Origin of the sequence: Xanthomonas cassavae CFBP 4642 (assembly GCF_000454545.1) — a bacterium.
Classification (GTDB): domain Bacteria; phylum Pseudomonadota; class Gammaproteobacteria; order Xanthomonadales; family Xanthomonadaceae; genus Xanthomonas; species Xanthomonas cassavae.
The window spans coordinates 1,551,793-1,578,127 of sequence record NZ_CM002139.1; the positions used below are offsets into that span (position 1 = coordinate 1,551,793).

The window sequence follows — 26,335 nt, forward strand, 5'->3', positions numbered from 1 at the left end:
TCTGCAGCAGGCTAGCTGAGATAGACGGTCTTGGTTTCGAGAAACGCATGCAGCCCTTCGACGCCGCCTTCGCGGCCGATTCCCGAGTGCTTGAATCCGCCGAACGGCATGTCGATATCCACCCACATGCCGTTGATCGAATGGCTGCCGCTGCGTACGCGACGCGCAATGCGATACGGGCGGTCGATATCTTCGCCATAGACGGTGCCATGTAGGCCGTAGTCGCTGGCATTGGCCTTGGCGAGCAGGTCGGCTTCATCGTGATAGTCGATGAAGCTCACCACCGGGCCGAAGATTTCTTCGCGGGCGATGGTCATGTCCGGTGTGACGTCGGCAAATACCGTCGGTTCGATGAAGAAGCCACGTGGCAGGTGCGCCGGACGGCCGCCGCCCACGACCAGGCGTGCGCCTTCGGCGCTGCCCTTGGCGATATAGGACTGCACGCGCTCCAGTTGCCTGCCCAATGCCAGCGGCCCCACGCCGGTGTCGGCAGCGAACGGATCGCCGAGTTTGAGCGCTCCCAGGGCCGCGCAATACGCTTGCAGGATCTCGTCGCGGCGCTGCACCGGCACCAATACACGGGTCAGCGAAAAACACACCTGGCCGGTGATCGGCATCGAGTAGGGCACCAGGCTGGGCAACACCTTGGCGAGATCGGCGTCCTCGAGCACGATGGCAGCCGACTTGCCGCCCAGTTCCAGGCCACACCGCGCCAGGCGCTGCGCGCAGGCAACGCCGATCTGCCGTCCTGCCTGGGTGGACCCGGTAAAGCTGACCTTGTCCACCAGCGGGTGACGGATCAGCTGTTCGCCGACGTCGCGACCGCCCGGCAGCAGGTTGAACACGCCATCGGGTACGCCTGCGGCACTGATGCACTCGGCCAGGATATAGGCATCGATCGGCGTTTCCGGCGAGGGCTTGGCCACCACCGTGCAGCCGGCGGCCAGCGCTGCGGCAACCTTGTAGCACAGCAGCACCAGCGGTGCATTCCAGGGGGTGATCGCCGCAACCACGCCCACCGGCTCCTGCACCACATGCACCAGACCGCCGTTGGCGCGTGCACGCGATTCGACGAACGGGTGGCTGGCGATCAGATCGCCGTAGTAGTCGAACAGGCCTGGGGCCTGCTGCGAGGCGCGACGACTGAAACCGATGGTGGCGCCGACCTGGCCGGTCCAGGCCTCGGCCAGCTCCGGCAGGCGTGCGCGCAGCTGCTCGGCGATGCGTTTGAGCACGGCTCCGCGCTCGGCAGGCGACAGCTGCGGCCAGGGGCCGCTATCGAAGGCATGATGCGCGGCAGCCACGGCAGCCACGGCAGCCTCGACATCTGCTGGCGACGGCTCGGTGTAGCGCAGCAGGCGCTCTTCGGTATGTGGGGCGATCACATCGACAACGCGATCACCGTTGCTGGCGCGCCACCGGCCATCGATGAACAGGCCATTGGGTCCACGTGCGGCAATCCCGCGCAGCGTAGCGGATAAGGCTTCCATACTCCCTCCTCGGTGCAGAAAACCACTGGCAGCGCCAGCGGTGCGTGGGGTGCACGCATCGCTCCGGGCGCGGCGAAAAGACTCAGGCGCTGTGTTTGGTCAGGTCGTATTCGCCCAGGCCGGGCTTGTAGCTTTTCTCGTTGATGAATTGACGGATGCCTTCCTTGCGCGCGTTGTTGTCGAAAGAATTGGCCGCTTCCTGCATACGCACCAGGTAATCCTCGGCCTCGTCGTAGGTCATGGTGCTCACGCGGCGCACGGCATCCTTGGCGTACTTCAGCGCCACTGGATTCTTGCGCAGGAGCAGCTCGGCCACTTCGCGGGTGCGTGTTTCCAGTCGCTCCAGCGGCACGCTTTCGTTGACCAGACGCCATTGAGCGGCCTTCTTGCCGTCGACTATTTCGCCGGTCAGCGTCATCCACATCGCATCGCGCATGGACAGCAATTCCACCGCCACCTTGGTCACGCCACCGCCAGGCAGGATGCCCCAGTTGATCTCCGACAGGCCAAACTGCGCCTCATCGGCGGCAATGGCCAGGTCGCAGGCGAACAACGGCCCGAATCCGCCACCGAAACACCAGCCGTTGACCATCGCGATGGTGGGTTTCTGATACCAGCGCAGGCGACGGAACCAGCCGTAGGATTCGCGCTGCGAGCGGCGCACGCCACGCAGGCCCTGCGCTTCTGTCTCGCGGAAGTACTCCTTCAGGTCCATGCCGGCCGACCACGCCGTGCCTTCGCCACCCAGCACCAGCACGCCCACGTTGTCATCGAATTCCAGTTCGTCCAGCACGTCCATCATGCGGCGGTTGAGCGCCGGGCTCATTGCATTGCGCTTGTCGGGGCGTGCGAACTTCACCCAGGCGATGCGGTTTTCGATGCGAACCGATACCACGTCATGCTCGTTCAAGCGGCGTCTCCTTCGAGTCGGTACGGAGTGGAAATCACAGTTCTTCGGCGAGCGCGGCGTCCGGTACGTTTGCCCGTTCCAACGTGGCGCTGGCGTTCAACTTGCAGAGCAGGCGCAGCAAGGTCTGCTGCTCGCTGGCCTGCAGGCCGGTGCAGGCGCGCGCGACCGCCCGCGCCAGACAGCCCTGGGCGGTGGCGAGCGTGCGCTCGCCAAGCGGGGTGAGGTACAAACCCTTGCTGCGTCGGTCGCGGCCGGCCAGGCGCTCGATCAGGCCTTGCTCGGCCAGTGCGTTGGCGATCTTCATGCCGGCAGCGCGATTGACCAGCAGGCGGTTGCCCAGTTCGGTCTGGTCGCAGCCGGGCTGGTCGCGGATGTGGATCAAGGCGGTGACGCGCGCCGGGGTCAGATGCAGTTCGGCAAGTTCCTGGCGCGCGGCATGGCTGGATGCCAGGGTCGCCAGTTGCAATTGATAGCCAAGGTCTGCGGCAAGGGCCAGGCGAGCGCTCATCGATTCATCCAAATTGTATCCGTAAAATACAATCTAGCCGACCGAAGCTGGCGCTGCAAGAGGTGCCGTCGTCAAAGCGCAAAACTGGTGCGCGCCCGCGTAATAGTGTTGGCGGGCGCGTGCCGCCTGCGGTTTACGGCGTGGTCACTGGATCAGCCAGCCGGCCAGCTGCTCGCGGCTGAGGTAGCCGCTGTGGCGGGTATCGAGCGCGTCGAATTCATCGGCCAGTGCCGGGTTGGCCTGTGCCTCGGCGCGACTGATGCTGCCGTCGCCGTCGGTATCCATGGCCTGGAAGTCGATGCGGTAGCTGCCGACCACGCTGTTGGGCTGGATCGAGCGCACGATCACGCTGGACTCGCCGCGCGGGCGCTCCAGCTGGGCCTGATGGGTGACCTCGCCGTTGGACAGCGGCTGGGTGCGAATGACATCGGGTACGTCGATCAGCGGCATGCTGCTGGCTGGCGTCGGCGCCTGTTGCGCGTGCGCGTGGCCGCCGAGCAGCAGCAATACGGAAAACGAAACGGTACGAACGGTGGTCATCAGATCCCCCTGATGTGGAACAGCCCGCAAGCATAGAGGCTGTCGGGCGTCCTGAGGTGTGCAACGTGCGCTCGGGCTGACGTCGGTGCAGCGTGCGCGATGCGGCATCGGCAACCGGAACCCATGGCCGCACCGCACCGTCGCACGCCGCATCCAGGACAGCGGCTCAGCCGGGGATAAACGGAAACACGATCTTGAGCAATCCCTTCAGGCCGCCCTCGGCAGTGCTGGCCACGGCCTTGGCGCCAAGGCTGTTGAGCGCGCGCCGTACGTCTTCCCAACGCACCTGCGCGATGTCCTTCTTCAACAGGTCCGCCACTTCTTCTGCGATGGGGGTGAGTTTTTGCAGCTCGCGCACGGTGGCCTGTGGATCCGGCTGCAGATAGCCCCAGCGCTCGGCGACTTTCAGCAGCGTGTCGAAACGCACCGCGACCACTTCGCGATTGCGCTCGTAGACCGGCAGCGCGCCGACATCGAGAATGGCCTGCTCGAACTGCTGCGCGTCGTCCGGGTGTTCGATGCGCACGGCCAGAAACCCCCCCTTGCGGCTGCGCTCGCTGATGTGCTTGGCACCGGAGCGCAGATTGTCTTCGGTAAGCACGTTGGCCACGATGCGCTGCATGGCCGCATCGCCCTTTTCGGGCACCAGTGCGCGCCAACGTGCGTAGCCGTCGCGACGCAGTGCCTTGACCTTGGCCGAGGTCACACGCAGCTGCAGCGCGATCGCGGCGTTGGAGCTGTTGCGCGAAATGGCGCCATCGCGTTCCAGCAGCACGAAGATCAGCAATTCCAGGTCACGCTTGGTCAACGACTGGAACCCCTGCAACAGGGTCAGTCGCAGGAATTCGCTGCCGAAGGCGGCTGCGTCCTTGAGTTCGATCGGTTGCATGGGGAGTCCTCCACTGGTGACCTGCAGGATGCCAGGACGCTGTTGCGCGGCCTGAGAACCGATGCGACGCGCACAGCAGTTTCAGCGTCCGGTTTCGCGCCCCGGGCGATCGGATCTGAACGTTTCAACTGCGCCACGATCCTGCAACGTCACCACCACCTGCTTGCCATCGGTGCCGCCGAAGGCGACGTTGCTGGCCTTGCGGCCTTTCAGCGCGATGGTGCGCAGCAACTTGCCGGCCGGCGACACCACGGCGATCTGCCCGGCGTCGTAACGGGCGATGTAGAGATTGCCGTCGGCATCGCAACGCATGCCATCCATGCCGAAGTCCGGGAAGCTGATCAGCAGGCGCTTGTTGCGCAGGCTGCCGTCGTCCTGGCGGTCGTAGACCCACACCTTGCGCGACATGCTTTCATTGACGTACAGATGCTTGCCGTCGGGGCTGACATCCAGCCCGTTGGGTGTGGTCATGCCGGCTTCCAGCAAACGCACCACGCCGGTGCGGCTGATGTGCCACAGGCGCCCGCTGTTGTCCTTCCAGTTCGGATCGCTGGCGTAGAAACTGCCATCGGGCGCAAGCGCCAGATCGTTGGGGCCATCGGCCTCGGGCAGCGAAGCGAAGGTACTGACCGCGCGCGTCTGCAGATCCACCCGCAGTAATGCGTGACCGGTGTAGTCGGCCACGTACATCACCCCGTCGCGGAAGCGGATGCCATTGCCGGTGCTGCCCGCCGGCAGGGTCACGAAGACGTCGGCCTTCGCCCTGCCATCGGCGTGCAGCGCGATGCGTGCGATGGTGCCGTCCTTGCCCAGGTTGACGGCATAGAGCGCGCCATCCGGACCGAAGGCGGGACCTTCGGCATTGTGGGTGAAGGCGCCATCGCCGATCAGGTCGCGCGCGACGAATGGCGTGTCGGCAGCGATGGCGAGCGAACTGGACAACAGCAAGGCCAGCGGCAGGAAACGAAGGCGGGTGACGGCGGTCATGCGGCATGCTCCGGATGGGATCGCCAGCAGTGTGCCAGAACGTGCGCAGCGGCCATGGCGGTGATCACGCGCGATCAAGTAAGGTGCGCGGGCAGTGTTGAAGCAGCGCGGCAGGGGTGGACTGGAGCAATTGGCGATCGGCAGCGTTGGTCGGCGTGGCGCTTCCGATACGTGTCCCTGTCACGCGCACCTCGCGACATGCGTTACGCCGGTCTGATGCCGCCTGCGCGCGCTGGTCGCCACTCTTACTTGAAGGAGGTTTGCATGTCCGTGGAATCCTTGACGCGTCGCCGCCTGCTTGCCGCCTTCGGTGGTGCAGGCATCCTGCTCGGTGCACCCGCATGGGCGCTGCCGAAGAAAAAGCCTGGAAAGCCGCTCAACGTCGCGCTGGCAGGCCTGGGCAGTTATGCCAGCGAACAACTTGCACCGGGCCTGGCCCTGACCAAGCATTGCAAGCTGGCGGGCATTGTGACCGGCACGCCGTCCAAGATTGCGCAGTGGCAGTCCAAGTACGGCATTGCCGATCGCAACGTCTACACCTACGACAACTTCGATCGCATTGCCGACAACGACGATATCGATGTGGTGTACATCGTCACCCCCACCCATCTGCATGCGCCACTGGCATTGCGTGCGGCGGCGGCCGGCAAGCACGTGTGGTGCGAGAAGCCCATGGCCATGCATGCCGGCGAATGCGAGGCGATGATTGCGGCCTGCAAGCGCAACAAGGTGGCGTTGGCGATCGGCTATCGCATGCAGCACGAGCCCAATACGCGCCGGTTGATCGCGATGGCCAGCGAAAAGCCGTTCGGCGCGATGCAGCGCGTACGCGCCGAGGCGGGGTACAACGGCTATCAAGGCACCGCCAAGGCCGACCGCCCATGGCGGTTGCGCTCGCAGTTCGGTGGTGGCGCGATGTACGACATGGGCGTTTATCCGCTCAATGCTGCGCGTTACACCGTGGGCGCCGAGCCGCTGGCGGTGACCGCCAAGCGCTGGACCGACCGTCCCGAGCTGTTCGATGAAGTGGACGAGCATATGGATTTCACGCTGGAATTCCCCGATGCGGTGCGTGCGCAGTGCAAGACCAGCTTCGGTGCCAACATGAATGTACTGCGCGCCGAGTGCGAACGTGGCTGGTACGAGCTGTCGCCGTTCCAGAGTTACCAGGGCGTGACCGGCAAGGCCAGCGATGGCCGCGTGTTCGACGCCAAGGTGCCGCACCAGCAGGCGCTGCAGATGGACGAGAACGCGCTGGCGATCATGCATGGCACACCGCTGCGCGCGCCGGGCGAAGAAGGCCTGCGCGACATCCGCATTGTCGACGCGATCTACCGCTCCGCGCGGGAAGGCAGCAAACGCATCGTGCTGTAAGCAAACCGGTTCCGGCGGCCAAGTGCCGCCGGGCATGGCAGCACATAGCGGCAACAGACAGATCGACGGTAGCACATACAGTCGAGCCGACCAATCGCTTTTACGATTCCCGATTCCCGATTCCCAGCCTCACTCCCGCATCGCCAGCACCGTGATCTCTTCCCGATCGTGGTACAGCTGCTTGGCACGTACGGTCAGCGATTTCTCCGCCTGCTGTTCGAACAGGTCCAGGCATAGACGCGTTTCGTCCCAGCGTTTTTTCATCGGCAGCTTGAGATTGAAGATGGTGTGGCGGCACCAGCCTTCGCGCACCCAGGCGGCCATGCGCTCGGCAACGCGGCGCGGTTGCTCCACCATGTCGCAGACCATCCAGTCCAGCGGTTGCGCCGGCCTCCAATGAAAGCCGTCCGCACGCAGGTGTTCGACCAGACCGGTGGCCAGCACATGCTCGCGCAACGGGCCGTTGTCCACGCTGGTGACATGCACATGCTGGCGCGTCAGCACCCAGGTCCAGCCGCCGGGGGCGGCGCCCAGATCGGCGGCCCGCATGCCGGGTTTGACCAGGCGCTCGCGTTCTTCGGGTGTGAGCAGGGTCAGCAGGGCTTCGTCGAGCTTGAGCGCCGAGCGCGACGGCGCTTCGGGCAGCAGTTTCAGGCGGGGAATCCCCAGGGGCCACGGGGCGCTGTCGTCGGCATCGGCCACTGCCAGCAGCGCGTGGTCGCCATCGAGAAAGCACACATGCAGGCGCGGCAGGCGCGCCTGCGGCTTGTCGGTCAACAGGCCGGCCTTGCGCAGTGCCGGACGCAGCGCGTTGCCGAAGCTGCGCGCCAGCCCCGCTAGCGGCTTGCCGGCATCCGAATCCGGATGTTCCACCCACAGGTCGCCAAAGCGCGGCTGCCCGTCCAGCGCGGCCAGGATCGGTGTGATGCGGTCCTTGGGATCGATGCCCTTGAGTTCGGCAAGCACGACCAGTTTCTGGCGGGCAAAGATCAGCTCGCGCCACTGCAGCCTGGCGGCCAGATGCGCGGCGTTGTCGCAGACGAACAGCACATAGCCGTCGTTGCGTTGGGTGCGCGCATAGCCGGCAATGCCGACAAATGCCGCGCGCGCGCTCAGTTCGGCCGCCAGCTCAGGCTCGAAGCCCTGGCGGCAATAGCAGAGCAGCCCGCTCATCGCGGCGCTCGCAGTGCGCGGTCAATAATGATCACCGCCGCCCTCGCCGTAGCTGCGCAGCACCGCACAGGCCTGCTCGCGCTGCACATCGCGCACCACCTCGATGCCACGGCGGGTCAGTTCGCCCACCCAGTCGGTGGGCAGCGGGCCTTCGTCGAATTCGGTCAGTGCCATCACGTCTTCGGCGCGGGCGCCGATCAGCAGACGGTCGATGCCAGCCCACACCGTGGCGCCATAGCACTGGCAGCATGGCTGCGCCGAGGTAGCCAGCGTGATTGGCGACAGCACGTCGTTCAGGCGCGGTGTCTGCAGGCGTTGCTGCGCCAGCATGTAGGCCATGTTCTCGGCATGCGCCAGCGAGGTGGTCTGCGGCACCACCCGGTTCACTGCCGCGGCGATGATGCGATGATCCGGGCCGAACACCACCGCGCCGAACGGACCGCCACTGCGGGCTTCCACATTCATCCGCGACAGCGCGATGGCCAGCGCCACCTTGTCGTTGTCGCCGGGATAGGCGCGGCTGGCATCCACGAAATCATGGATCCAGGCGGGCAGGGTGAGGTGGACTTGCGCGTAAAGCATCACTGGACGACCGGTAGCGGAGAAGAAGCCAAGCGGCGCAGTGTATCGGCCCGGACGCGGCGCGCAAAACGCCGCCGCGGGCGGTTCTGAATGCGGCTGCTGGCACCGGCGGGCGTCCGGCGTGCTCAGCCAGCGTCGTGGCGGCGCGTCGCGCGCAGGCGCGCAGCCCGGCGCGCGTGGCCGTCTGATGATGCAGGATCTACTTTGCCGCGCATTGGCCGGACACGCACTGGCAGGCGCTGATCTCGCGGAAACCGCAGACACTCATCATGCCGCTGGATTGGCACTGCGCCATCACGCCTTTCGGATCGGTTGGGCTGCTGACGTTGACGCAGGCCGGATAGGCCCCGCAACAGTTGCCGACGTTCTTCACCGCGCAATCGGCGTCGACCTTGCAGGTAGTGACGACGGTGATGGGCTTGGCGGTTGCCGGCGGCGGTGTGGCCGCCTCGGTTGGCGGTGCGGTTACGCAGCCGATCAGAAAAACGGACGCCATCAACAACAGACTGCTCAGATACCAGGACAAGGCACGGGACATGCGGTTGCTCCGATCACGACAGGTGAAGGACATGGTAAGCCCAGGATGCGGTGCATGTGGCAGCGCGGCGTGCAGGTGCGTCGCCCAATCCGATGCGGTCAGGCCAAGACGGCCGCGCAGCGCCAGAGTGCAGCCTGGAGATTGAGCGCGCTGGGCCCGTCGATGCAGGGGCGAATGTGGTGCTGCGAGAGATGCGCATCGCAGGTTGCCATCGCATACGGGTGACGGACCGACGCCGCGGTGATGGGTGCTTGCGGCCTGTTCGATCATCCACTCAACGGTGTCCGGACAGCTCGGCGCCACAAAGGCTGGCGAGCGTTAGCTGCTGCATGTTCTCATCGCGTTGCTCGGTGGGCAGCGCATCGTCGGGCGTGTGGGCAGTGAACAGGCACAACGCCGCGGCCGGAGTACTGCTTGCACGTCCTGCGGTGGCGGCGAGCAGGCCGACAGACCGATCGAGAGCGAAACGACTGCGCCATACAGGGTGCGCGGACCCGGTGGTGGGAGGCACATGACGGCATTCCATCGGATGCAGACTGCAATCTAGGGGTGATGGCACGCCAGTGGTCGGCGTCAGTTCGCTTCCGCATGCAGTGCTGCGCACCACAGCACGCCGATCAGCAGACAGCCGATCGCCGCAAGTTCCAGTGGCGTGGGGAGTCGCATTTCCCAGGCAAATCCATAGATCAGCGCGAACACCGTCTCGAAGACGATCATCTGCCCCACCAGGGTCAGTGGCAGCACGCGGCTCGCGCGGTTCCATAGCGCATTGCCGATGACCGAGGCGAGGATGCCCAGCAACAGCGAAATACCCCAGAAGCCGGCCCAGTCGATCGGTGCATGGGGGGCGCTGCCGAGCAGTGCCGCAGGCGCCAGCAGTGCTGCCAGCGCACCGGTCACCACGCCGGTCAGCAGCGACCAGTCGCCACCGGAGAGATCGGGGCGGCGCCGCAACCATCGCGCATTGGCGATCGAGTACGCCGACCACGAGACCAAGGCACCCACGGCGCATAGCAGCCCTGCAATGCGGGTGAGACGATCGCCAGCCTGCTGTCCGGAGTCGTCGTGCACGGTGTCCAGCGCGACCAACGCCACACCGATGACGCAGAGCACGCATGGTGCGGCGAGCCGCCGCAGTTGCACCGCGCCCGCTGCGCGCGTGCCGATCACGGTCACCACCACAGGCAACAGGCCGATGATCAGCGCAGTGGCAGCGCTGCCGGCCCACTGCACGGCGCTGCCCAGCAGCACGTAATAGATCAGATTGCCCATCAGGCTCAGGCGCACCAGCGCCCACCACTCGGCGCGGCCCAGGCGGGCGGCGGTGAGGCGCGCACGTGGTGCCAGGACCAGTGCGGCCACCACGCCGTAGGACAGGTAGCGCGCTACCGCCAGCTGCATCGGCGTGAATGCGGACAAGAGTTGCGGTGCCAAAAATACCAGCCCCCACAGCGCGCCCGCGCCGATGCCGCAGGCGACGCCCATTGTCAAACGTTCACGCATCGCGCGTTTCCTTGTCTGTCGTGCCCGGCAGCGTGCAATGCGGCAGCGGGATGAGCAAGGCGTTGTGTGTGGACATGCAGTGCCGAGGCTGCAACAACCAGCGAGGCAGGGCGCTCAATGCGGCGCAGGTGGGCTGGAATGTGACGCCAGCATCGAAATGACTGCGCACCTGCCGGATCGACGCAGCGCGAGCTGCTCGGAAGTGACAGGTAGCGCATGAAGGCCACGGCCGCTCTGTCTCGTCCACCCGTGCGTGGGAACTGCCGGCTGCGTTCTGTCAGCCATGCGTGGCCATCGATCGTTGAGAGCGTGCAATAAGACGCCGGAGGACAGCACTTATGCCGCGCAGAAACCACCATCCGCTGACAGGCAGCCATTAGCCATTACCCATTAGCCATCGCATCGATGGCGGGTGTATGCGCACGCGGGTGGCAAGCCACCCTGCGCAATCGAAACGTTGCACGAACGGACGACGCCACACCGTACCGTGGACGCGGCCTGTGCATCCGCGGGCGTTACTTGGCCCAGGTGTCGCGCAAGGTCACGCTGCGGTTGAACACCGGTGTGGCCGCGCCATGGTCGCGGCGGTCGGCGACAAAATACCCGGTACGCTCGAACTGGAACGCCTGCTCCGGCGCAGCCTGCGCGGCAGACGGCTCCACATAGCCGCGCACGCTGCGCTTGGACTCGGGGTTGAGATAATCGCGGTAGGTCTTGCCTTCGGATTCGTCGTCGGGCTTTTCCACCGAAAACAGGCGGTCGTAGAGGCGGATTTCCGCTTCCACCGCATGCGCGGCGCTGACCCAATGGATGGTGCCCTTGACCTTGCGGTTGGCGCCCTCCATGCCCGGGCGCGATTCCGGATCCAGCCAGCCGCGCAGTTCGACGATCTCGCCGTCCGCGTCCTTGATCACCTCATCCACGCGTGCAATGCCGGCGCCGCGCAGACGGATCTCGCCACCGGGCACCAGACGCTTCCAGCCCTTGGGCGGAACTTCGGCGAAATCTTCGCGCTCGATCCACAGCTCGCGTGCAAACGGCACCTCGCGCGTGCCGAAGCTCTCGTCCTTGGGGTGATTGGAAAACTGCAGCGTCTCGGTGTGGCCGTCCGGCAGGTTGGTCAGCACCAGCTTGAGCGGCTCGATCACCGCCATGCGGCGCGGCGCGGCGGCGTCCAGATCCTCGCGCAGGCAGCCTTCCAGCACCGAGAAATCGATCATCGAGTTCTGCTTGCTGATGCCCACGCGGTCCACGAACAGCCGCATCGCCGCCGGCGTATAGCCGCGGCGGCGCAGGCCCTGCAGCGTGTACATGCGCGGGTCGTCCCAACCGTCCACCAGCTGTTCTTCCACCAGCGCGGTGAGCTTGCGCTTGCTCATCACCGTGTAGTTGATGTTGAGGCGCGAAAACTCGATCTGACGCGGCTTGGCGGCTTCGCGCGGCAGGCCCTTGTCCAGCAGCGGCTGCAGCAGTTCCGGATGACCGGCCAGGTCCACCTTGTCCACGCACCAGTCGTACAACGGGCGATGGTCTTCGAATTCCAGTGTGCACAACGAGTGGGTGATGCCTTCCACCGCATCGCCCAGCGAATGCGCGAAGTCGTACATCGGGTAGATCGGCCAGGCGTTGCCGGTGTTCTGGTGCTCCACATGCTTGATGCGGTACAGCGCCGGGTCGCGCAGGTTGATGTTGCCGCTGGCCATGTCGATCTTGGCGCGCAGGGTGCGTGCGCCATCGGGGAATTGGCCCGCGCGCATGCGCTGGAACAGGTCCAGGTTTTCGTCCACGCTGCGCTCGCGGTACGGCGAGTTGCGGCCCGGCTCGGTAAGCGTGCCGCGGTACTCGCGCACCTGCTCGGCGGAGAGGTCGCAGACAAAGGCATGGCCGTCGCGGATCAGTTTTTCTGCAGCCAGATAGTAGACCTCGAAGTAGTCCGAGGCATGGCGCAGCTGCGCCCAGTCGTAGCCCAGCCAGTGCACGTCGTCCTGGATGGCGACCACGAACTCGGGGTCTTCCTTGGCCGGGTTGGTGTCGTCCAGGCGCAGGTTGCACAGCCCGCCGAATTCGGCCGCCAGGCCGAAGTCCAGGCAGATCGCCTTGGCATGGCCGATGTGCAGGTAGCCGTTGGGCTCGGGCGGAAAGCGGGTGCGGATGACCGTGTGCTTGCCGCTGGCCAGGTCCTCGCGAACGATCTGGCGGATGAAGTCTTTCTTCTCCGCCGGGGCGGTGGCGTCGGTGGCTGGAATCTCGGACATGCGGGGCATCGGCAATAAGTAAACCGCAAGTTTAGGCGGTGGCACCGGTTAGGGGTAGGCGGCTGGCCCGGGTCGGAGCGGCAGAGGCGTGACCTGGCGAGCCGCGGGCATCTCCAGTGGGGCCGGAGATCCTGCCGTTGCAGGGATCCGCGCGCGGTTGCGCGCCGCCGCCTGCCTCGTCGCACGAGGGCGATATGCGGGAGTGGCCGGTCTGGCGGTGCTGGCGGCAGCCGACCGCCCCGCGTACGCTGCGCCGACCCCGTCAGGAGCACGCCCCGCATGCCATTGCCCCGCCTGCTGATCGGCGACAAGACCCTGTCTTCCTGGTCGTTACGGCCGTGGTTGCTGTTGCGGCATTTCAGGATTCCATTCGAGGAAGTCTGCCTGCCGCTGGATACGCCCGACTTCCAGGCGCGTATCGTCGGTTACTCGCCCACCGGCAAGGTGCCGGTGTTGTGGGACGACGCGCTGCCCGTGTGGGACTCGCTGGCGATCTGCGAATACGCCAACGAGCGTTGGCTCGACGGGCGCGGCTGGCCGGCCGATCTGGCGGTACGCGCACAAGCGCGTGCGGCCGCAGCCGAAATGCATGCGGGCTTTGCCGCCTTGCGCAGCCAGTTGCCGATGAATCTCGCCCGCCCGTCAGGCCCGGCGCAATGGGATGCCGCGGCCGAGCGCGACATCACCCGCATCCAGACGCTGTGGGCCAGCCTGCGCGCCGAGCATGGTCATGCGGGAAGTTTCCTGTGCGGGGAATTCGGCATCGTCGATGCGATGTACGCGCCGGTGGCGCTGCGCTTTGCCAGTTATGGCGTGCCGCTGTTCGAAGCGGCCGGCGACTATCTGGCCGCGCTGGATGCGTTGCCGGTGCTGCGCGAGTGGCGCCATGGGGCAGAGCGCGAACGCGCGGGGCGCGGCTGAGATGCAGATCGCCTATCGCGCCAGCCACATCATCGATGCGCATTTGGCCAAACACGCACTGGAAGATGCCGGCATCACCGCCTTCGTGTTCGGCGAATCGCTGCTGGGCGGCGCCGGCGAGTTGCCTGCCTTCGGCGTGCTGCAGGTCTGCGTGGCCGACATCCATCTGGGTCAGGCACAGGCGGTGCTGGCCCAGATCGGCCTGTGCGGCGAGGTGTCCCGTGCGCTGTAGCGCAGCGCCAGTCGTAGGAGCGCACCCGGGCGCGACGAGGCTGTGCCGATAACGCCACGTCGCGCCCAGGTGCGTTCCTGCGCTGGAGTTATCGGCACAGCTCCGGTCGCGCCCGGGTGCGCTCCTTGTATCTGGACATGGCCGCCGAACAGCGGTATGTCTTCCGACTGATCATCGGAGCAGATGCGGCAAGTCCATGCGCTCCTGAAGCTTCGAGCTTGTATCGTAGATCGGCTCCCGCATCTACGATGTGCGCGCATCATTCCGGCTGACGCCATCCAGGTAGCGCGGCCTCCGGTGCGGCCAGTGCGCGCAGGCGTTTGAACAGCACCGTGGTTTCGGCCACGTTCCACACCCGCAGCGCCACCTCGAAGGTATCCAGCGGCTTGGTCAAAAAGTCCTTGGCGCCCAGGCCCAGGGCGCGATGACGTGCGCTGCGGCTGGGGTCGGCGGTGAGCACGATCACCGGCAAAAAATGCTCCGGGTCGGACAGCCGCGCCAGTTGTTCCAGCAGCGCATAGCCGTCCAGCTCCGGCATCTTCAGGTCTAGCAGGATCAGATCCGGCGCGAAGGCCGACACCAGGCCCATCACCCGCTGCGGATCGGTGGTGGCGATGACCTGCTGGAAGCCTTCGCGTTGCAGCAGGTCCTCCAGCAGCCGCACATTGGCCGGCTCGTCATCGACGATGAGGATGCGGGAGCGGAGGATATCGTCGCGTGTCATGCCAGCAACCTGTCGAGTACGGTGAAGAATTCCGCCACGTCGAGCGGTTTGGTCAGGTAGGCGCGCACGCCCTGGTTGCCGACGCGCGCCAGCGTGGCGCTGGTGGCATCGGCGCTGATCACCACCACCGGCAGCTGCACCGTGGCCGGTTGCGCCTGCAATTCGCGCAACAGCTCCTCGCCGTTGCCGTCGCTCAGGTGCAGGTCCAGCAGGATCAGGTCCGGCAGGCCGTGCTGCAGCAGCTCGCGCGCCTGCGCCAGGCTGGCCGCCTCCAGCAGTTGCCATTGCGGGCGGCGCTCGGTGAGCGTGCGGATCAGGGCCTGGTTGGACGGGTTGTCTTCGATGCTCAGCAAGCGGCACACGCCGCTGCCGCTGGTACTGGGCGGCAACAGCGTGCGCGCCGGTTCGCCGCGCTGCGGTTCGCCCTGTGGCAGCGAGATCCAGAAGCGCGCACCATCGCGGTGGCTGTCCACGCCGATCTGCCCGCCCATCGCCTCGATCAGCTTCTTGCTCAACGCCAGGCCCAGGCCGGTGCCTTCCACCGCCGAACGCTCGGCGCCCAGCCGCTCGAATGGCGTGAATAGGCGCTGGATCTGCGGCGGCGTCAGCCCCTGGCCCTGATCGGCCACGGTGATGCGCACCTGCTCGCCGTCCGCCTGCGCACTCACCTGCACGTGGCCGCCGGGGCAATTGAACTTGACGGCATTGGACAACAGGTTGAGCAGCACCTGACGCAGCCGCTGGGCGTCGGCGCGGACTGTCCACGCGCCTTCGACGGCTGGCGGCTGCAGGCGGATGCCATGCTTCTCGGCATCCGGTGCGATCAGGGCCAGCGCTTCGTGCACCGCCGCGTCCACCGGAACCGGCTCCGGGCTCAGATCCAGCTGGTCGGCCTCGATACGTGCGATGTCCAGCAGCTCGGTGATCAATCCGAGCAGATGCCGGCCGGCGCCCAGGATGTGCTGCAGATGGCGGCGGTGCCCGGGGTCGGGCAGATCCATGTCCAGCACCTGCGCATAGCCCAGGATCGCATTGAGCGGGGTGCGTAGTTCGTGGCTGCTGCGTGAGAGGAATTCGGTCTTTGCGCGGTTGGCGGTTTCCGCTTCGCGCCGTGCCAGCTGCGCTTCGGCGGCGCGTGCGGCCAGCAGTTCGCTGGCCTGCGCCAGGCGCTGCCCGACCTGGCCCAGTTCGTCGCCCGCGCGGGGCTGGGGGGCCAGCGGCAGGCCTTCGCCGAGCCGATCGGCATTGGCGGCCAGCGTGCGCAGGCGCCCGGACAGCGCCGAAGCGAACCAGGCCACCGCAAAGACCGCGCCCAGACCGCCGAGCATGGCCGCGCTCAGGGTGATGATCAGATTGCGCTGCCGCAGGCCTTGCGCCTTGGCAGTGCGCACCTGCAACTGTGCCGTTTCGTAATCGCGTAGTTCGCGCAGTTCCGCGCGCAGGATGTCGAGCTTGTATTTGCCGTCCCACAGCTGCCGGATCTCTTCCTCGCGGCTGAGGTCTGGCGCCAGCAGACGACGCCAGCCCTGCATTTTCTCGGCGAACAACGGTTTGATACGCGCAAAGCGCTGCGCCTGCACCGGGTCGGTGATGCGTTGCGAAAGCCGATCGGCCACCGGCTGCAGGCGTGGTTCGGCATAGCGATACGGTGTCAGGAATTCATCGCGGCGCACCAGCCGGTACCCACGCACGCCGGCCGCGGTTTCCGCCAGCAGCGCGTGCGCTTCGTACAGGTCGCTCAGCACTTCCAGGGTCTGGCGCACATCGTTTTCGGCGGCGATGTTCTGCCGCTCCACGCTGTAGATCGCCATCAGCGCGACCGCCAGCAACAGCAGCGGCAGGGTGACCACCGCCAGGCTCTTGCGGGTGATCGGCCAATCGTTCCAACGCACCGCCATTGCAGTCATAGCGCGAGTCCGGCTTGCACCGCGTACACCGCGGCCTGGGTGCGATCTTTTACCTCAAGTTTCTGCAGGATGCGCTCCACGTGCACTTTCACCGTGCCGGGAGAAATCCCCAGTTCAGCTGCAAGGCCGGCATTGGTAAGCCCGCGCGGAAGCAATGACAGCACCTGTTTTTCGCGCTTGCTCAGCGCATTGAGGCGGTCGTCCTGCAGCACTTTGCGTCGGCGCGTGGCGACCGGCCTGGCCGGCTCGGCCACCATCGCCGGCAGCAGCAACGCGAAGGCCTGCAGTGCCTGCCCATCATCATTGCCAGGGGCGGGGCGGCCATCGTTCCATGCCACGCAGACCATGCCCAGGGTGCTGCCGAGCGCGTGGATCGGCACCTTGGCTTCGCGGATGTCGGCCGGGCGCGGCGGCATCAGCCAGCTGGCTTCGTGACTGTCGCCGGCGGCGCTGGCGCCGGGTGGCAGGGCAAGCCCGCGGCTGGCGATCACCTGTGTGCGCGGCCCGCGCTGCGCCAGCACCGCGCCATGCTCCAGGCCCAGCAACAGCAGCACGCGACCGAGCACCGCATCGCAGGCCTGTTCGGGGGTGTGCGCCTGGCGCAGCGCCACTGTGGCTTCCCAGAGCGCCTGCCAACGGGCGCTATCGGAGGCATCGCGTCGAAGCGCCTGGCGCCAATCGCCAGCATTGATGGGGCTTTCCATAGGGTCGCTCTAGGCCGATCAGCATATTTGAGTATATGCCAGACTGCAGAATTGTTGGGGTCGTTTGGTTTCGATACTGGGCTCGCCCTCTGAGGCACCCCCAACAGCCCACACGGAGATTCCCCATGCGTCGCACACTGTCTTCCCTGGTTCTGGCTCTGGCTGCCGCCCCGGCCCTGGCGGGCGGCGTGATGCACTACACCGACAAGGCCAAGTTGCCGGCCGGCGGCGAAGAGCGCGAGGTCGCTGCGCTGTTCGATACCTGGAATGCGGCACTGGCATCAGGTAATCCGCACAAGGTGGCCGACCTGTACGCGCCCGATGGCGTGCTGCTGCCGACGGTCTCCAACGAGGTGCGCGCGTCACGCGAGCAGATCGAAAAGTATTTCGAGATGTTTTTGACCAAGAAGCCACAGGGAGTGGTCAATTACCGCACCGTGCGCGTGCTCGATGACGACAGCGCGGTGGATGCGGGCGTGTACACCTTCACGCTGACCGACAAGGACGGCAAGAAGAGCAACGTGCAGGCACGCTACACCTTCGTGTACGAAAAGCGCGACGGCAAGTGGCTGATCATCAATCACCACAGCTCGGCGATGCCGGAAGTGGATACGCGCGCGGCGGTCGCCAAGACCAAGTAAGGACCGCGCCGGTGCCACGCGCTGGCCGGGCAGGCTTGAAAGCCGCTCCGGCCGGCGCCATCCAGCAGGCAATCCTCACGATTGCGGAGTTGCACCATGCTGGGAATCGGCGCTTTCAAACAACGCATGCCACGTCCGGGTGAAGCACTGCCAGGACGCGAGCAAGCGCTACCGCTGCACAACATGCACCTGATCCATGGGCATCCGTTGCGCGGTGACTTCACTGGCCTGGCCCAGGTGCAGTTCGGGCTCGGTTGCTTCTGGGGCGCAGAACGCAAGTTCTGGAGCGTGCCAGGGGTGTACACCACGGCAGTGGGGTATGCCGGGGGCGAGACGCCCAATGCCACCTATGGCGAAGTGTGTTCCGGGCAGACCGGGCATACCGAAGCGGTGCTGGTGGTGTACGACGAAGCGTCGGTGCCGTTTGCGCAGTTGCTGCGTACGTTCTGGGAAAGCCACGACCCCACCCAGGGCATGCAGCAGGGTAACGACGTCGGCACGCAATACCGCTCGGCCATCTACTGCACCACGCAGGAGCAATACGACGCGGCCCTTGCCAGCCGCGATGCCTACCAGCAGCAGCTGACTGCGGCAGCGTATGGCGCCATCACCACGGAGATCCGTTTCCCGGCACCTACGTTCTACTACGCAGAAGACGATCACCAGCAATACCTCGCCAAGCATCCCAATGGGTATTGCGGGCTTGGCGGAACGGGAGTGAGCTGCCCGATCGGGCTGGATGCCTGACGGAAAGGCGGGCCGGATTGAAACGCTGCCAACCACGTGATCGTGGCAGCGCGCCGATGGCCAATAGTGACCGGCAGCGTTATCACGATCGGGCAGCGCATGGGAGTGCATGCCAGGCAACTTGAATGGCTACGTCGGAGACGACGTGGCCATCTTTTTTGCATGAATGTCACGTGGCGCGGCCGATTACACCGGCTGCATCAGACGAATTCGCCGGCAAACATGCCACGCAGCTGTGCAAGCGTATCGGTGCGTTCGGGGTGCAGCAGACGCATGCAGGCCAGTGCAAATCCCACCGGGCTGGTGCCGGGTGCAGTGATCGTGCTGTCGGCGGTCACGACTTTTTCGTGCCGGAACTGGTGGGCGCCTGCGTATGGCACCACGTTTTCCTGCAGAAAGGCCAGTGAATTGCTGGTGTGGGCGCGGTCGTCGAGCAGCCCGGCGTAAGCCAATGCGATGGTGGCGCCGCAGATCGCTGCGACCGGGCGCTGCTGCCTCACGCGTTCAACCAGCAATCCGCTCAGGCCCGGGATTTCGCCGGCCTGCCAACGTTCGCTGCCGGGCAGGATCCACAGGTCCGCCTCCAGCGGCGCAAGATCCGAGAGTGCGAATTCTGGCGTGATACGCAGCCCGCCGATGGACTGCACCGGCTGCCCGTCGATGCTGGCAATGGCCACCTGGTCGCCGAACCACTCGCGCGCTGCCGGCAGCACCACGCCGATTTCCCAGTCGGCCACGCCGTCGACCATCACCACTGCAATGTTTGCCATTGTCCGCTACGCCAGTTGAGGTCTCCGGATTCTAGGCACTGCGCGCGTGGCGATTGTAAGCAAGGTGTGCAGACCGGCGGGTGGAGTGGCGGGCTTGCGGCCTGGCCCCTTGGCTGCTCGAACGCAGGGAGCCTGCGAGAGACGCGCGCAGTAGCGGATGGCAACGCGGTGCGAGGCACAGTGTCGATCAACTCCGTCGCGTTAGCTGCTTTCCCTCAAGCGACAGCACGGGTCAGCGCTGGTCACGGGCGTGATGCAGCGGCAGCGACGTGCGGGCGTTGCATTGGATGCGCGGCCGCCGTGTCCAGCCAGGCTTGAACACGGCAGTGCGATCTCCGCGGCATCTCCGAAAACGACAACGCCCGCAGCATCGGCTGCGGGCGTTGATGGTCGCACGTGTTCGCTGAGGCGATCAGCCGGCGAGTTTGTCGGCAATGGTCTTGCGCAGGGCCTGCAGGTCCTTGGCGAAGGTCTCGATGCCGCCGGCCAGCTTTTCGGTGGCCATCGGGTCGGCGGCCAGGTCGGTGGCGAAGCTGTCGGCGTTGATCGGGGCGATCTGCGCGTTGTCGGCCTTGGCCGGCGAGAGCTTGCGCGGCAACTCGCCGTGTTCGGCGTCGAGCTTTTCCAGCAGGTCCGGCGAGATGGTCAGGCGGTCGCAGCCGGCCAACGCTTCGATCTGCGCGGTGGAGCGGAACGAGGCCCCCATCACCACGGTGGACGACCCGCGGCGCTTGAATGCGTCGTACACGGTGCGCACGAACACTACGCCCGGGTCTTCGTCGATGCTGGCCGGGGTCTGACCCTGGGCAACGTAGTAATCCAGGATACGGCCCACGAACGGGGAGATCAGGAACACGCCCGCCTCGGCACAGGCCAGCGCCTGCGAATGGTTGAAGATCAGCGTCAGGTTGCAGTCGACGCCCTCACGCTGCAGCTGGCGCGCGGCTTCGATGCCTTCCCAGGTGGCAGCGATCTTGATCAGGATCTTGTCCTTGGACACGCCCCGCTCGGCGTACATCGCGATGAACTTGCGCGCCTTGGCGATGGTGGCCTGGGTGTCGTGGGCCAGGTCGGCGTCGACCTCGGTGGAGACGCGGCCGGGGACCAGCTCGGCCAGCCTGACGCCGACGCCGATAGTGAGGCGGTCGGCCACTTCGTTGACGGTGGCGGTGCGGTCTTCGCCGCCATGCTCGTGGCCCCAGGCCAGCTCGCGCTCGATCAGGTCGGCATAGACCGGCAGGTCCAGCGCCTTTTTGACCAGGGTGGGATTGGTCGTGCAGTCGACCGGCTTCAGGCGCTTGATGGCGTCGTAATCGCCGGTATCGGCGACGACCACGGACAGGTCGCGCAGTTGGGCAAGCTTGGAGGGGGATACAGTCATGCGGGTTCTCTCGAATCGTGGAACGGGTCGGGGATGGCGCAGCGCGCTACGTTAGCGCGCCGCGCGCTGGAAGTCGCCCGCGGCGGCGGGTTGATCGTGCACGGCCTGCACGCGCAGGCGCAGGTTGCGCCCGTCCGGCGTGCGCCAGTCGATGCTCTGGCCGACCGACAGGCCAAGCAGCGCGCTGCCGACCGGCGCCAGCACCGAGATGCGGCCCTGCTGGACATCGGCCTCCTGCGGGTATACGAGGGTGAGCGTATGCCGTTCGTCGTGCAGCTCATCCTCGCAATCGATGCGCGAGTGCATGGTGACGACATCGCCGGGAATCTGGTCGGGCGGCAGCACGCGTGCGCGGCCCAGTTCGTCGCTCAGCGCAGTGGCGGCGGGATGCTTGTTGAACGCGGGGGAATCGAGCAAGGCCTCAAGCCGGGCGAGGTCGTGGCTGGAGACAAGGATGGATGGCGGCAAGCCGCTATGATGTTGCGAAGTCATGGCACTCTCCTGACGAAGACGGCCCGCCGGAATGGCAGGCAGCACCGGCAAGATGAGGGCGCGGTGGATCGATCGCAATGCAGCGCCTGAAGAGTGCAGGCCTTCAATGCTGCAAGCAGGGCGGCGATCGCCGATGAGCCCGCTGCCTGATCGGTACCGCACGCAATCAGACAATCAGATCCGGCTGGCAAGCTCAGAAGGGTTACGCGAGCGACAGCATACAACCGTACCGCGGCGCGCCGAGCCACCGACACACCATCGCGATGCATTGCATCACGACACGCGATTTGCCTGTAGCAGACAAAGAAAAAAGCGACGCTCCCGCGCCGCTTCTTCAATTCCAGACAACCCCGCGCAAACCGGCCGCAGCCGTGTTGCGCTTTTTCAATTCCCGATTCCCGATTCCCGATTCCCTAAGCGGCCACCGCCTTCGGCCCGGTCGCAGGCTGTTCCAACGCAAACAGGTCCGGCGGCAGTTCCTTGAACAACTGCGAGAGCTGCTCCAGGAACGCGGTCATGGCCGAGCTGCGACGCCAGGCCATCGCAATGCGGCGGCTGGGCTGCTTGTCTTCGCGGAAGCGGATCAGGCGGATATTTTCCGACCGCGCAACCGGCGGCTTGATCGCCAGCAGCGGCAGCAGCGTCACACCGACATTGGCGGCGACCATCTGACGCAGGGTTTCCAGACTGGTGGCCTGGAATTCGGATTTCTCCAATGCACCGGCCAGGTGGCAGACATCCAGCGCCTGGTCGCGCAGGCAGTGGCCGTCTTCCAGCAACAACAGGCGCTGTTCGGACAGATCGTCCAGCGTCATGCTGTCGTGGCGCGCCAGCGGATGGCCTTCCGGTACCGCCAGCACGAAGGGTTCTTCAAACAGGAACTCGGCATGCAGCTGATCGTCCTGCAACGGCAGCGCCAGCAGCGCGGCGTCCAGACGACCTTCGCGCAACTGGTGCATCAACTGGTCGCTCTTTTCTTCGATCAGCAACAACTCCAGGCGCGGGAACCGCTCGCGGATGCGCGGCACCACATGCGGCAACAGATACGGTGCCAGGGTGGGAAAGATGCCCAGCCGCACGGTGCCCGCTTCCGGGTCCTGGCTGCGGCGTGCGGCTTCCTTCATCTGCTCCACTTCGGCCACGATGCCGCGTGCACGCATGGCCGCCTCACGGCCGGCCGGGGTCAGCATCACCTTGCGCGGTGCGCGTTCCACCAGCGGCACGCCAAGCTCGTCTTCGAGTTTCTTGATCTGTGTGGACAGCGTCGGTTGACTGACGAAGCAGGCCGTCGCAGCACGGCCGAAATGCTTGTGGTCGGCCAGGGCGACCAGATATTTCAGGTCACGCAGATTCATGTGCAGCAGCCCTCAAGGCGGTGACGGGTAACGACTGACGCGTGATGCAGCTTAGCGCCCGGCATGGCCGGGCGATGGCTGTCGTTGCGCTTATGCGGCTTGCGCAACGTTTTCAGTGCTGACCGGTGCACTGGAGCGGATCAGGTAATCAAAGGCGCTCAGTGCCGCCTTGGAGCCTTCGCCCATTGCGATCACGATCTGCTTGTACGGCACCGTGGTGGCATCGCCGGCGGCGAACACACCCGGCACATTGGTCTGGCCACGGTCGTCGACGATGATCTCGCCACGCGGCGACACCTCCACCGTGCCGCGCAGGAACTCGGTGTTGGGCAGCAGGCCGATCTGCACGAACACGCCTTCCAGATCCACGTGCTGGATGTCGCCACCGGTGCGGTCCTTGTAGACCAGACCGGTGACCTTCTGCCCGTCGCCGAGCACTTCGGTCGTCTGCGCGCTGGTGATGATGCGCACGTTGTGCAGGCTGCGCAGCTTGCGTTGCAGCACTTCGTCGGCGCGCAGCTTGTCGTCGAACTCCACCAGCGTGACATGCGCCACGATGCCGGCCAGGTCGATCGCCGCTTCCACGCCCGAATTGCCGCCGCCGATCACCGCCACGCGCTTGCCCTTGAACAGCGGGCCGTCGCAGTGCGGGCAATAGGCCACGCCCTTGTTCTTGTACTGGTCTTCGCCCGGCACGTTCATCTGCCTCCAGCGCGCACCGGTGGACAGGATCACCGTCTTGCTCTTGAGCGAGGCGCCATTGGCCAGCTTGATCTCGATCAGGCCATCGGCACCGGCCGGGATCAGCTGCTCGGCACGCTGCAGGTTCATGATGTCCACCTCGTACTGACGCACGTGCTGTTCGAGCGCGGCGGCCATCTTCGGGCCTTCGGTTTCCGGCACGGAGATGAAGTTTTCGATCGACATGGTGTCCAGCACCTGGCCACCGAAACGCTCGGCGGCCACGCCGGTGCGGATGCCTTTGCGCGCGGCATACACCGCTGCTGCCGAACCGGCCGGGCCACCGCCGACCACCAGCACCTCGAAGGCGTCCTTGGCGGCGATCCTGGCGGCGTCGCGCTTTGCGGCATTGGTGTCGAGCTTGGCGACGATCTGCTCCAGCGTCATACGGCCCTGGTCGAACAGCTCGCCATTCAGGTACACGGTGGGTACCGACATGATCTGGCGGGTTTCGACCTCGTCCTGGAACCACGCGCCATCGATGGCCACGTGCTTGATGCGCGGGTTGAGCACGGCGGCAAGATTCAGCGCCTGCACCACGTCCGGGCAGTTCTGGCACGACAGCGAGAAATAGGTTTCGAACTGGTAATCGCCATCCAGGTGCTGCACCTGCTCGATCAACTCGGCAGTGGCCTTGGACGGGTGGCCACCCACCTGCAGCAGCGCCAGCACCAGCGAAGTGAACTCGTGGCCCATCGGCAAGCCGGCAAAGCGCAGCGAAATGTCCTGGCCCGGGGTGGTCAGCGCGAACGAGGGCTTGCGCTGGTTGTCGTCGCGATGCGCATCCAGGCTGATCTTGTCCGACAGCAGCACCAGGTCCTCGAGCAGGTCGAGCATTTCGCGCGAGCCGGCGCTGTCGTCGATCGAGGCATGGATCTGGATCGGGCGCGTCACCCGTTCCAGGTAGGCGGTCAGCTGGGTCTTGAGGTTGGCATCCAACATGGAGAACTCCTGAGAATGGGCAAGGGGAGGGCGTGACGCCGCTGCGCATGCGCAGGTCGCCTGGGGAGGAAGGGATGAACCGCAGCCGGCGCGGGATCGGGATGCGTGCTGGCGATGGCGGGCGGGCAGCCCGGCACCGGCTCCGGTTCACCCCCGGCCCGGAAGACCGGGCCAGGGATGCGTGGCGGCTTAGATCTTGCCGACCAGGTCCAGCGACGGAGCCAGGGTCTTGGCGCCTTCCTTCCACTTGGCCGGGCAGACCTGGCCAGGATTGTTGGCCACGAACTGCGCTGCGGTCAGCTTGCGCAGCGTCTCGGTGACGTCGCGGGCGATGGAGTTGTCGTGGATTTCCAGGGTCTTGATCACGCCTTCGGGATTGATGATGAAGGTGCCGCGCAGCGCCAGGCCTTCTTCTTCAATGTGCACGCCGAACGCGCGAGTCAGCTTGTGGGTCGGGTCGCCGATCAGCGGAAACTGCGCCTTGCCCACGGCTGGGGAGGTTTCGTGCCACACCTTGTGCGAGAAATGCGTGTCGGTGGTGACGATGTAGACCTCGGCGCCGGCCTTCTGAAAGGCGGCATAATTGTCGGCGGCGTCTTCCACTTCGGTCGGGCAGTTGAAGGTGAATGCGGCCGGCATGAAGATCAGCACCGACCACTTGCCCTTCAGGCTGGCCTCGGTGACTTCGATGAAGTTGCCATTGTGGTACGCATTCGCCTTGAACGGCTGGACCTGAGTGTTGATGAGAGACATTGAGTTTCCTCGTGCGATGAAAGGGGGGGCGGGGGATGGAACAGGCGCCATGGTAGGCAGGATCGATAGATTCCTCAAATCGATTGATGGAATTGCATAGATAGTCTTAGGCTATCGATTCCGCAGGCCGCATCTGCCAATATGGCAAGCGGTTCCAGCACCGATAATGGTCGGCCGAGGTCGCGCACCAGTGAATGATCCGTATGAGCAATGAGCCTGCCGCCTCCGCCGAGCACCTGCTGCGGCAGGCATGCCAGCGGATCGATCGTCGCGATGCCGAGCCTCTGTTGCTGCATGCGCTGGGCCGCGATCGCGCCTGGTTGTTCGCACATGGCCGCGATCCCGTGACCACCACAGTGGCTGCGGCGTTCCAGGCCCTGGTGCAGCGGCGGGTGGACGGCGAGCCGGTGGCGTACCTGACCGGTTCGCGCGGCTTCTGGACGCTGGATCTGGAGGTCTCGACAGCGACACTGATCCCACGCGCCGACACTGAAACCTTGGTCGAACTGGCGCTGGAGCGGCTGGACCGTGCCGCTGGCCGCCGGGTGGCCGATCTGGGGACCGGCAGTGGCGCGATCGCCCTGGCCATCGCCAGTGAACGCCCGCAGGCGCAGTTGATCGCCACCGATGCCAGTGCGGCCGCGCTCGCCATCGCGCGGCGCAACGCCGATCGTCATCGCCTATCGAACGTGCAGTTCCGCCACGGCAGCTGGTTCGTTCCGCTGGCAGGCGAGCGCTTCGACCTGATCGCCAGCAATCCGCCGTATATCGCTGCTGGCGACCCGCATCTGGCGCAGGGCGATCTGTGCCACGAGCCGGCCAGCGCACTGGCTTCCGGTGGCGACGGGCTGGCCGACATCCGCCGGATCGTGGCCGATGCACCGGCGCATCTGCACAGCGGCGGGTGGCTGCTGCTCGAACATGGCTGGGACCAGGGCGAGGCGGTGGCCGAGCTACTGGAAGCGCGTGGGTTTGCGCAGGTCGCTACGCAGCAGGACCTTGAGCAGCGCGACCGGGTGAGCCTGGGCTGCTGGGAAGTCGTTGCCGTGGCCTGACGGTAGCGTCGGCCAGCTCCAGTGCCAGGCCCCCGGCGTGAGTAACGCGCCGCCGAGCGCGGAGTCCTGTCGACCGCCATGGGTTGCAAAGCGGCTGGATGCGCCCGGACTGCCGATGCGCGGCTCCACCACGCTGGCCGTTTGAGCACGCACGCGGGCGTCGCGCCATGGCCCACTGTCCGGCCACGACGATGCTTGGCGGCGCCGATCACATGCAGCGC

General features: G+C 65.8%; 26 protein-coding genes. 6 read left to right on the forward strand and 20 right to left on the reverse strand.

What is annotated here, in order from left to right:
* Window positions 1-11: 11 nt before the first annotated feature.
* From XCSCFBP4642_RS0106805 to XCSCFBP4642_RS0106830, 6 genes are all read right to left on the reverse strand, one after another.
* Entirely contained in the window at window positions 12-1,490 is a 1,479-nt protein-coding gene (locus XCSCFBP4642_RS0106805) for an aldehyde dehydrogenase (RefSeq protein ID WP_029219149.1), read from the reverse strand.
* 82 nt (window positions 1,491-1,572) lie between these two features.
* Window positions 1,573-2,400, reverse strand: a complete 828-nt coding sequence (locus XCSCFBP4642_RS0106810; protein ID WP_029219150.1) for a p-hydroxycinnamoyl CoA hydratase/lyase — start codon at window positions 2,398-2,400, stop codon at window positions 1,573-1,575.
* A 34-nt stretch (window positions 2,401-2,434) separates the two neighbouring features.
* Entirely contained in the window at window positions 2,435-2,908 is a 474-nt protein-coding gene (locus XCSCFBP4642_RS0106815; RefSeq protein ID WP_029219151.1) for a MarR family winged helix-turn-helix transcriptional regulator, read from the reverse strand.
* A 144-nt stretch (window positions 2,909-3,052) separates the two neighbouring features.
* Window positions 3,053-3,448: an EF-hand domain-containing protein gene (locus XCSCFBP4642_RS0106820; RefSeq protein WP_029219152.1), complete on the reverse strand. Its 396-nt coding sequence runs from the start codon at window positions 3,446-3,448 to the stop codon at window positions 3,053-3,055.
* 166 nt (window positions 3,449-3,614) lie between these two features.
* On the reverse strand, window positions 3,615-4,337 hold the full coding sequence (locus XCSCFBP4642_RS0106825; protein ID WP_029219153.1) for a hypothetical protein: 723 nt from the start codon (window positions 4,335-4,337) through the stop codon (window positions 3,615-3,617).
* A gap of 81 nt (window positions 4,338-4,418) precedes the next feature.
* Window positions 4,419-5,324 (reverse strand): SMP-30/gluconolactonase/LRE family protein, encoded by a 906-nt coding sequence (locus tag XCSCFBP4642_RS0106830; protein ID WP_029219154.1) that lies wholly within the window; start codon window positions 5,322-5,324, stop codon window positions 4,419-4,421.
* Window positions 5,325-5,588: 264 nt separating this feature from the next.
* Here XCSCFBP4642_RS0106830 and XCSCFBP4642_RS0106835 point away from each other — a divergent pair, with 264 nt between their 5' ends.
* On the forward strand, window positions 5,589-6,698 hold the full coding sequence (locus XCSCFBP4642_RS0106835; RefSeq protein WP_029219155.1) for a Gfo/Idh/MocA family protein: 1,110 nt from the start codon (window positions 5,589-5,591) through the stop codon (window positions 6,696-6,698).
* A gap of 129 nt (window positions 6,699-6,827) precedes the next feature.
* Here the strand turns inward: XCSCFBP4642_RS0106835 and rlmM are convergent, their stop codons facing one another.
* The 5 genes from rlmM to XCSCFBP4642_RS0106865 all read right to left on the reverse strand — a co-directional run bounded on the left by rlmM (window position 6,828) and on the right by XCSCFBP4642_RS0106865 (window position 12,749).
* On the reverse strand, window positions 6,828-7,871 hold the full coding sequence (gene rlmM, locus XCSCFBP4642_RS0106840) for a 23S rRNA (cytidine(2498)-2'-O)-methyltransferase RlmM (RefSeq protein ID WP_029219156.1): 1,044 nt from the start codon (window positions 7,869-7,871) through the stop codon (window positions 6,828-6,830).
* A gap of 21 nt (window positions 7,872-7,892) precedes the next feature.
* Complete coding sequence (locus XCSCFBP4642_RS0106845; RefSeq protein WP_029219157.1) at window positions 7,893-8,453, reverse strand: nucleoside deaminase; 561 nt, start codon at window positions 8,451-8,453, stop codon at window positions 7,893-7,895.
* Window positions 8,454-8,652: 199 nt separating this feature from the next.
* The gene (locus tag XCSCFBP4642_RS0106850; RefSeq protein ID WP_029219158.1) at window positions 8,653-8,991 is read right to left on the reverse strand and encodes a hypothetical protein; all 339 of its coding nucleotides are present in this window, start codon (window positions 8,989-8,991) and stop codon (window positions 8,653-8,655) included.
* A 573-nt stretch (window positions 8,992-9,564) separates the two neighbouring features.
* Entirely contained in the window at window positions 9,565-10,494 is a 930-nt protein-coding gene (locus tag XCSCFBP4642_RS0106855; protein WP_029219159.1) for a DMT family transporter, read from the reverse strand.
* A gap of 515 nt (window positions 10,495-11,009) precedes the next feature.
* On the reverse strand, window positions 11,010-12,749 hold the full coding sequence (locus tag XCSCFBP4642_RS0106865; RefSeq protein WP_029219160.1) for a glutamine--tRNA ligase/YqeY domain fusion protein: 1,740 nt from the start codon (window positions 12,747-12,749) through the stop codon (window positions 11,010-11,012).
* Between the two features lie 279 nt (window positions 12,750-13,028).
* Between XCSCFBP4642_RS0106865 and XCSCFBP4642_RS0106870 the strand changes: the two genes are divergently transcribed.
* Together XCSCFBP4642_RS0106870 and XCSCFBP4642_RS0106875 are read left to right on the forward strand one after the other, a co-directional pair.
* The gene (locus tag XCSCFBP4642_RS0106870) at window positions 13,029-13,670 is read left to right on the forward strand and encodes a glutathione S-transferase family protein (protein ID WP_029219161.1); all 642 of its coding nucleotides are present in this window, start codon (window positions 13,029-13,031) and stop codon (window positions 13,668-13,670) included.
* Window position 13,671: 1 nt separating this feature from the next.
* The gene (locus XCSCFBP4642_RS0106875) at window positions 13,672-13,902 is read left to right on the forward strand and encodes a putative signal transducing protein (protein ID WP_029219162.1); all 231 of its coding nucleotides are present in this window, start codon (window positions 13,672-13,674) and stop codon (window positions 13,900-13,902) included.
* 259 nt (window positions 13,903-14,161) lie between these two features.
* Here the strand turns inward: XCSCFBP4642_RS0106875 and XCSCFBP4642_RS0106880 are convergent, their stop codons facing one another.
* The 3 genes from XCSCFBP4642_RS0106880 to XCSCFBP4642_RS0106890 are packed head-to-tail and all read right to left on the reverse strand — an operon-like array spanning window position 14,162 to window position 17,237.
* Complete coding sequence (locus tag XCSCFBP4642_RS0106880; protein ID WP_029219163.1) at window positions 14,162-14,626, reverse strand: response regulator; 465 nt, start codon at window positions 14,624-14,626, stop codon at window positions 14,162-14,164.
* Window positions 14,623-16,533, reverse strand: coding sequence for an ATP-binding protein (locus XCSCFBP4642_RS0106885; RefSeq protein ID WP_029219164.1), 1,911 nt, complete (start codon window positions 16,531-16,533; stop codon window positions 14,623-14,625). Before XCSCFBP4642_RS0106885 ends, XCSCFBP4642_RS0106880 begins: the two co-directional genes overlap by 4 nt.
* Window positions 16,530-17,237, reverse strand: a complete 708-nt coding sequence (locus tag XCSCFBP4642_RS0106890) for a helix-turn-helix transcriptional regulator (RefSeq protein ID WP_029219165.1) — start codon at window positions 17,235-17,237, stop codon at window positions 16,530-16,532. The genes XCSCFBP4642_RS0106885 and XCSCFBP4642_RS0106890 overlap by 4 nt, the downstream gene beginning before the upstream one ends.
* Before the next feature lie 125 nt (window positions 17,238-17,362).
* On the opposite strand from XCSCFBP4642_RS0106890, the gene XCSCFBP4642_RS0106895 reads away from it, so the two are divergent.
* Window positions 17,363-17,878: an SgcJ/EcaC family oxidoreductase gene (locus XCSCFBP4642_RS0106895; RefSeq protein ID WP_029219166.1), complete on the forward strand. Its 516-nt coding sequence runs from the start codon at window positions 17,363-17,365 to the stop codon at window positions 17,876-17,878.
* A gap of 96 nt (window positions 17,879-17,974) precedes the next feature.
* Complete coding sequence (msrA, locus tag XCSCFBP4642_RS0106900; RefSeq protein WP_029219167.1) at window positions 17,975-18,625, forward strand: peptide-methionine (S)-S-oxide reductase MsrA; 651 nt, start codon at window positions 17,975-17,977, stop codon at window positions 18,623-18,625.
* A gap of 200 nt (window positions 18,626-18,825) precedes the next feature.
* Here the strand turns inward: msrA and XCSCFBP4642_RS0106905 are convergent, their stop codons facing one another.
* The 6 genes from XCSCFBP4642_RS0106905 to ahpC form a co-directional block, all read right to left on the reverse strand.
* On the reverse strand, window positions 18,826-19,395 hold the full coding sequence (locus XCSCFBP4642_RS0106905) for a type 1 glutamine amidotransferase family protein (protein WP_029219168.1): 570 nt from the start codon (window positions 19,393-19,395) through the stop codon (window positions 18,826-18,828).
* 412 nt (window positions 19,396-19,807) lie between these two features.
* Entirely contained in the window at window positions 19,808-20,776 is a 969-nt protein-coding gene (locus XCSCFBP4642_RS0106910) for a transaldolase (protein WP_029219169.1), read from the reverse strand.
* Window positions 20,777-20,827: 51 nt separating this feature from the next.
* Complete coding sequence (gene rnk / locus XCSCFBP4642_RS0106915) at window positions 20,828-21,268, reverse strand: nucleoside diphosphate kinase regulator (RefSeq protein ID WP_033898112.1); 441 nt, start codon at window positions 21,266-21,268, stop codon at window positions 20,828-20,830.
* A 413-nt stretch (window positions 21,269-21,681) separates the two neighbouring features.
* Window positions 21,682-22,623, reverse strand: coding sequence for a LysR substrate-binding domain-containing protein (locus XCSCFBP4642_RS0106920; RefSeq protein WP_029219171.1), 942 nt, complete (start codon window positions 22,621-22,623; stop codon window positions 21,682-21,684).
* Between the two features lie 90 nt (window positions 22,624-22,713).
* A complete protein-coding gene (gene ahpF / locus XCSCFBP4642_RS0106925; protein WP_029219172.1) occupies window positions 22,714-24,306 on the reverse strand; it encodes an alkyl hydroperoxide reductase subunit F in 1,593 nt (530 codons plus the stop codon).
* A 189-nt stretch (window positions 24,307-24,495) separates the two neighbouring features.
* Window positions 24,496-25,059 (reverse strand): alkyl hydroperoxide reductase subunit C, encoded by a 564-nt coding sequence (gene ahpC, locus XCSCFBP4642_RS0106930; RefSeq protein WP_003488826.1) that lies wholly within the window; start codon window positions 25,057-25,059, stop codon window positions 24,496-24,498.
* Between the two features lie 203 nt (window positions 25,060-25,262).
* Between ahpC and prmC the strand changes: the two genes are divergently transcribed.
* The gene (prmC, locus tag XCSCFBP4642_RS0106935) at window positions 25,263-26,114 is read left to right on the forward strand and encodes a peptide chain release factor N(5)-glutamine methyltransferase (RefSeq protein ID WP_029219173.1); all 852 of its coding nucleotides are present in this window, start codon (window positions 25,263-25,265) and stop codon (window positions 26,112-26,114) included.
* Window positions 26,115-26,335 lie beyond the last annotated feature (221 nt).

What these genes read in the sequence shown, in the direction of transcription:
- XCSCFBP4642_RS0106805 (WP_029219149.1), bottom strand. Translation starts at nt 1,490, where the DNA reads ATGGAAGCCTTATCCGCTACGCTGCGCGGGATTGCCGCACGTGGACCC.
- XCSCFBP4642_RS0106815 (WP_029219151.1), bottom strand. Translation starts at nt 2,908, where the DNA reads ATGAGCGCTCGCCTGGCCCTTGCCGCAGACCTTGGCTATCAATTGCAA.
- XCSCFBP4642_RS0106820 (WP_029219152.1), bottom strand. Translation starts at nt 3,448, where the DNA reads ATGACCACCGTTCGTACCGTTTCGTTTTCCGTATTGCTGCTGCTCGGC.
- XCSCFBP4642_RS0106825 (WP_029219153.1), bottom strand. Translation starts at nt 4,337, where the DNA reads ATGCAACCGATCGAACTCAAGGACGCAGCCGCCTTCGGCAGCGAATTC.
- XCSCFBP4642_RS0106830 (WP_029219154.1), bottom strand. Translation starts at nt 5,324, where the DNA reads ATGACCGCCGTCACCCGCCTTCGTTTCCTGCCGCTGGCCTTGCTGTTG.
- XCSCFBP4642_RS0106835 (WP_029219155.1), top strand. Translation starts at nt 5,589, where the DNA reads ATGTCCGTGGAATCCTTGACGCGTCGCCGCCTGCTTGCCGCCTTCGGT.
- rlmM (WP_029219156.1), bottom strand. Translation starts at nt 7,871, where the DNA reads ATGAGCGGGCTGCTCTGCTATTGCCGCCAGGGCTTCGAGCCTGAGCTG.
- XCSCFBP4642_RS0106845 (WP_029219157.1), bottom strand. Translation starts at nt 8,453, where the DNA reads ATGCTTTACGCGCAAGTCCACCTCACCCTGCCCGCCTGGATCCATGAT.
- XCSCFBP4642_RS0106850 (WP_029219158.1), bottom strand. Translation starts at nt 8,991, where the DNA reads ATGTCCCGTGCCTTGTCCTGGTATCTGAGCAGTCTGTTGTTGATGGCG.
- XCSCFBP4642_RS0106855 (WP_029219159.1), bottom strand. Translation starts at nt 10,494, where the DNA reads ATGCGTGAACGTTTGACAATGGGCGTCGCCTGCGGCATCGGCGCGGGC.
- XCSCFBP4642_RS0106865 (WP_029219160.1), bottom strand. Translation starts at nt 12,749, where the DNA reads ATGTCCGAGATTCCAGCCACCGACGCCACCGCCCCGGCGGAGAAGAAA.
- XCSCFBP4642_RS0106870 (WP_029219161.1), top strand. Translation starts at nt 13,029, where the DNA reads ATGCCATTGCCCCGCCTGCTGATCGGCGACAAGACCCTGTCTTCCTGG.
- XCSCFBP4642_RS0106875 (WP_029219162.1), top strand. Translation starts at nt 13,672, where the DNA reads ATGCAGATCGCCTATCGCGCCAGCCACATCATCGATGCGCATTTGGCC.
- XCSCFBP4642_RS0106880 (WP_029219163.1), bottom strand. Translation starts at nt 14,626, where the DNA reads ATGACACGCGACGATATCCTCCGCTCCCGCATCCTCATCGTCGATGAC.
- XCSCFBP4642_RS0106885 (WP_029219164.1), bottom strand. Translation starts at nt 16,533, where the DNA reads ATGACTGCAATGGCGGTGCGTTGGAACGATTGGCCGATCACCCGCAAG.
- XCSCFBP4642_RS0106890 (WP_029219165.1), bottom strand. Translation starts at nt 17,237, where the DNA reads ATGGAAAGCCCCATCAATGCTGGCGATTGGCGCCAGGCGCTTCGACGC.
- XCSCFBP4642_RS0106895 (WP_029219166.1), top strand. Translation starts at nt 17,363, where the DNA reads ATGCGTCGCACACTGTCTTCCCTGGTTCTGGCTCTGGCTGCCGCCCCG.
- msrA (WP_029219167.1), top strand. Translation starts at nt 17,975, where the DNA reads ATGCTGGGAATCGGCGCTTTCAAACAACGCATGCCACGTCCGGGTGAA.
- XCSCFBP4642_RS0106905 (WP_029219168.1), bottom strand. Translation starts at nt 19,395, where the DNA reads ATGGCAAACATTGCAGTGGTGATGGTCGACGGCGTGGCCGACTGGGAA.
- XCSCFBP4642_RS0106910 (WP_029219169.1), bottom strand. Translation starts at nt 20,776, where the DNA reads ATGACTGTATCCCCCTCCAAGCTTGCCCAACTGCGCGACCTGTCCGTG.
- rnk (WP_033898112.1), bottom strand. Translation starts at nt 21,268, where the DNA reads ATGACTTCGCAACATCATAGCGGCTTGCCGCCATCCATCCTTGTCTCC.
- XCSCFBP4642_RS0106920 (WP_029219171.1), bottom strand. Translation starts at nt 22,623, where the DNA reads ATGAATCTGCGTGACCTGAAATATCTGGTCGCCCTGGCCGACCACAAG.
- ahpF (WP_029219172.1), bottom strand. Translation starts at nt 24,306, where the DNA reads ATGTTGGATGCCAACCTCAAGACCCAGCTGACCGCCTACCTGGAACGG.
- ahpC (WP_003488826.1), bottom strand. Translation starts at nt 25,059, where the DNA reads ATGTCTCTCATCAACACTCAGGTCCAGCCGTTCAAGGCGAATGCGTAC.
- prmC (WP_029219173.1), top strand. Translation starts at nt 25,263, where the DNA reads ATGAGCAATGAGCCTGCCGCCTCCGCCGAGCACCTGCTGCGGCAGGCA.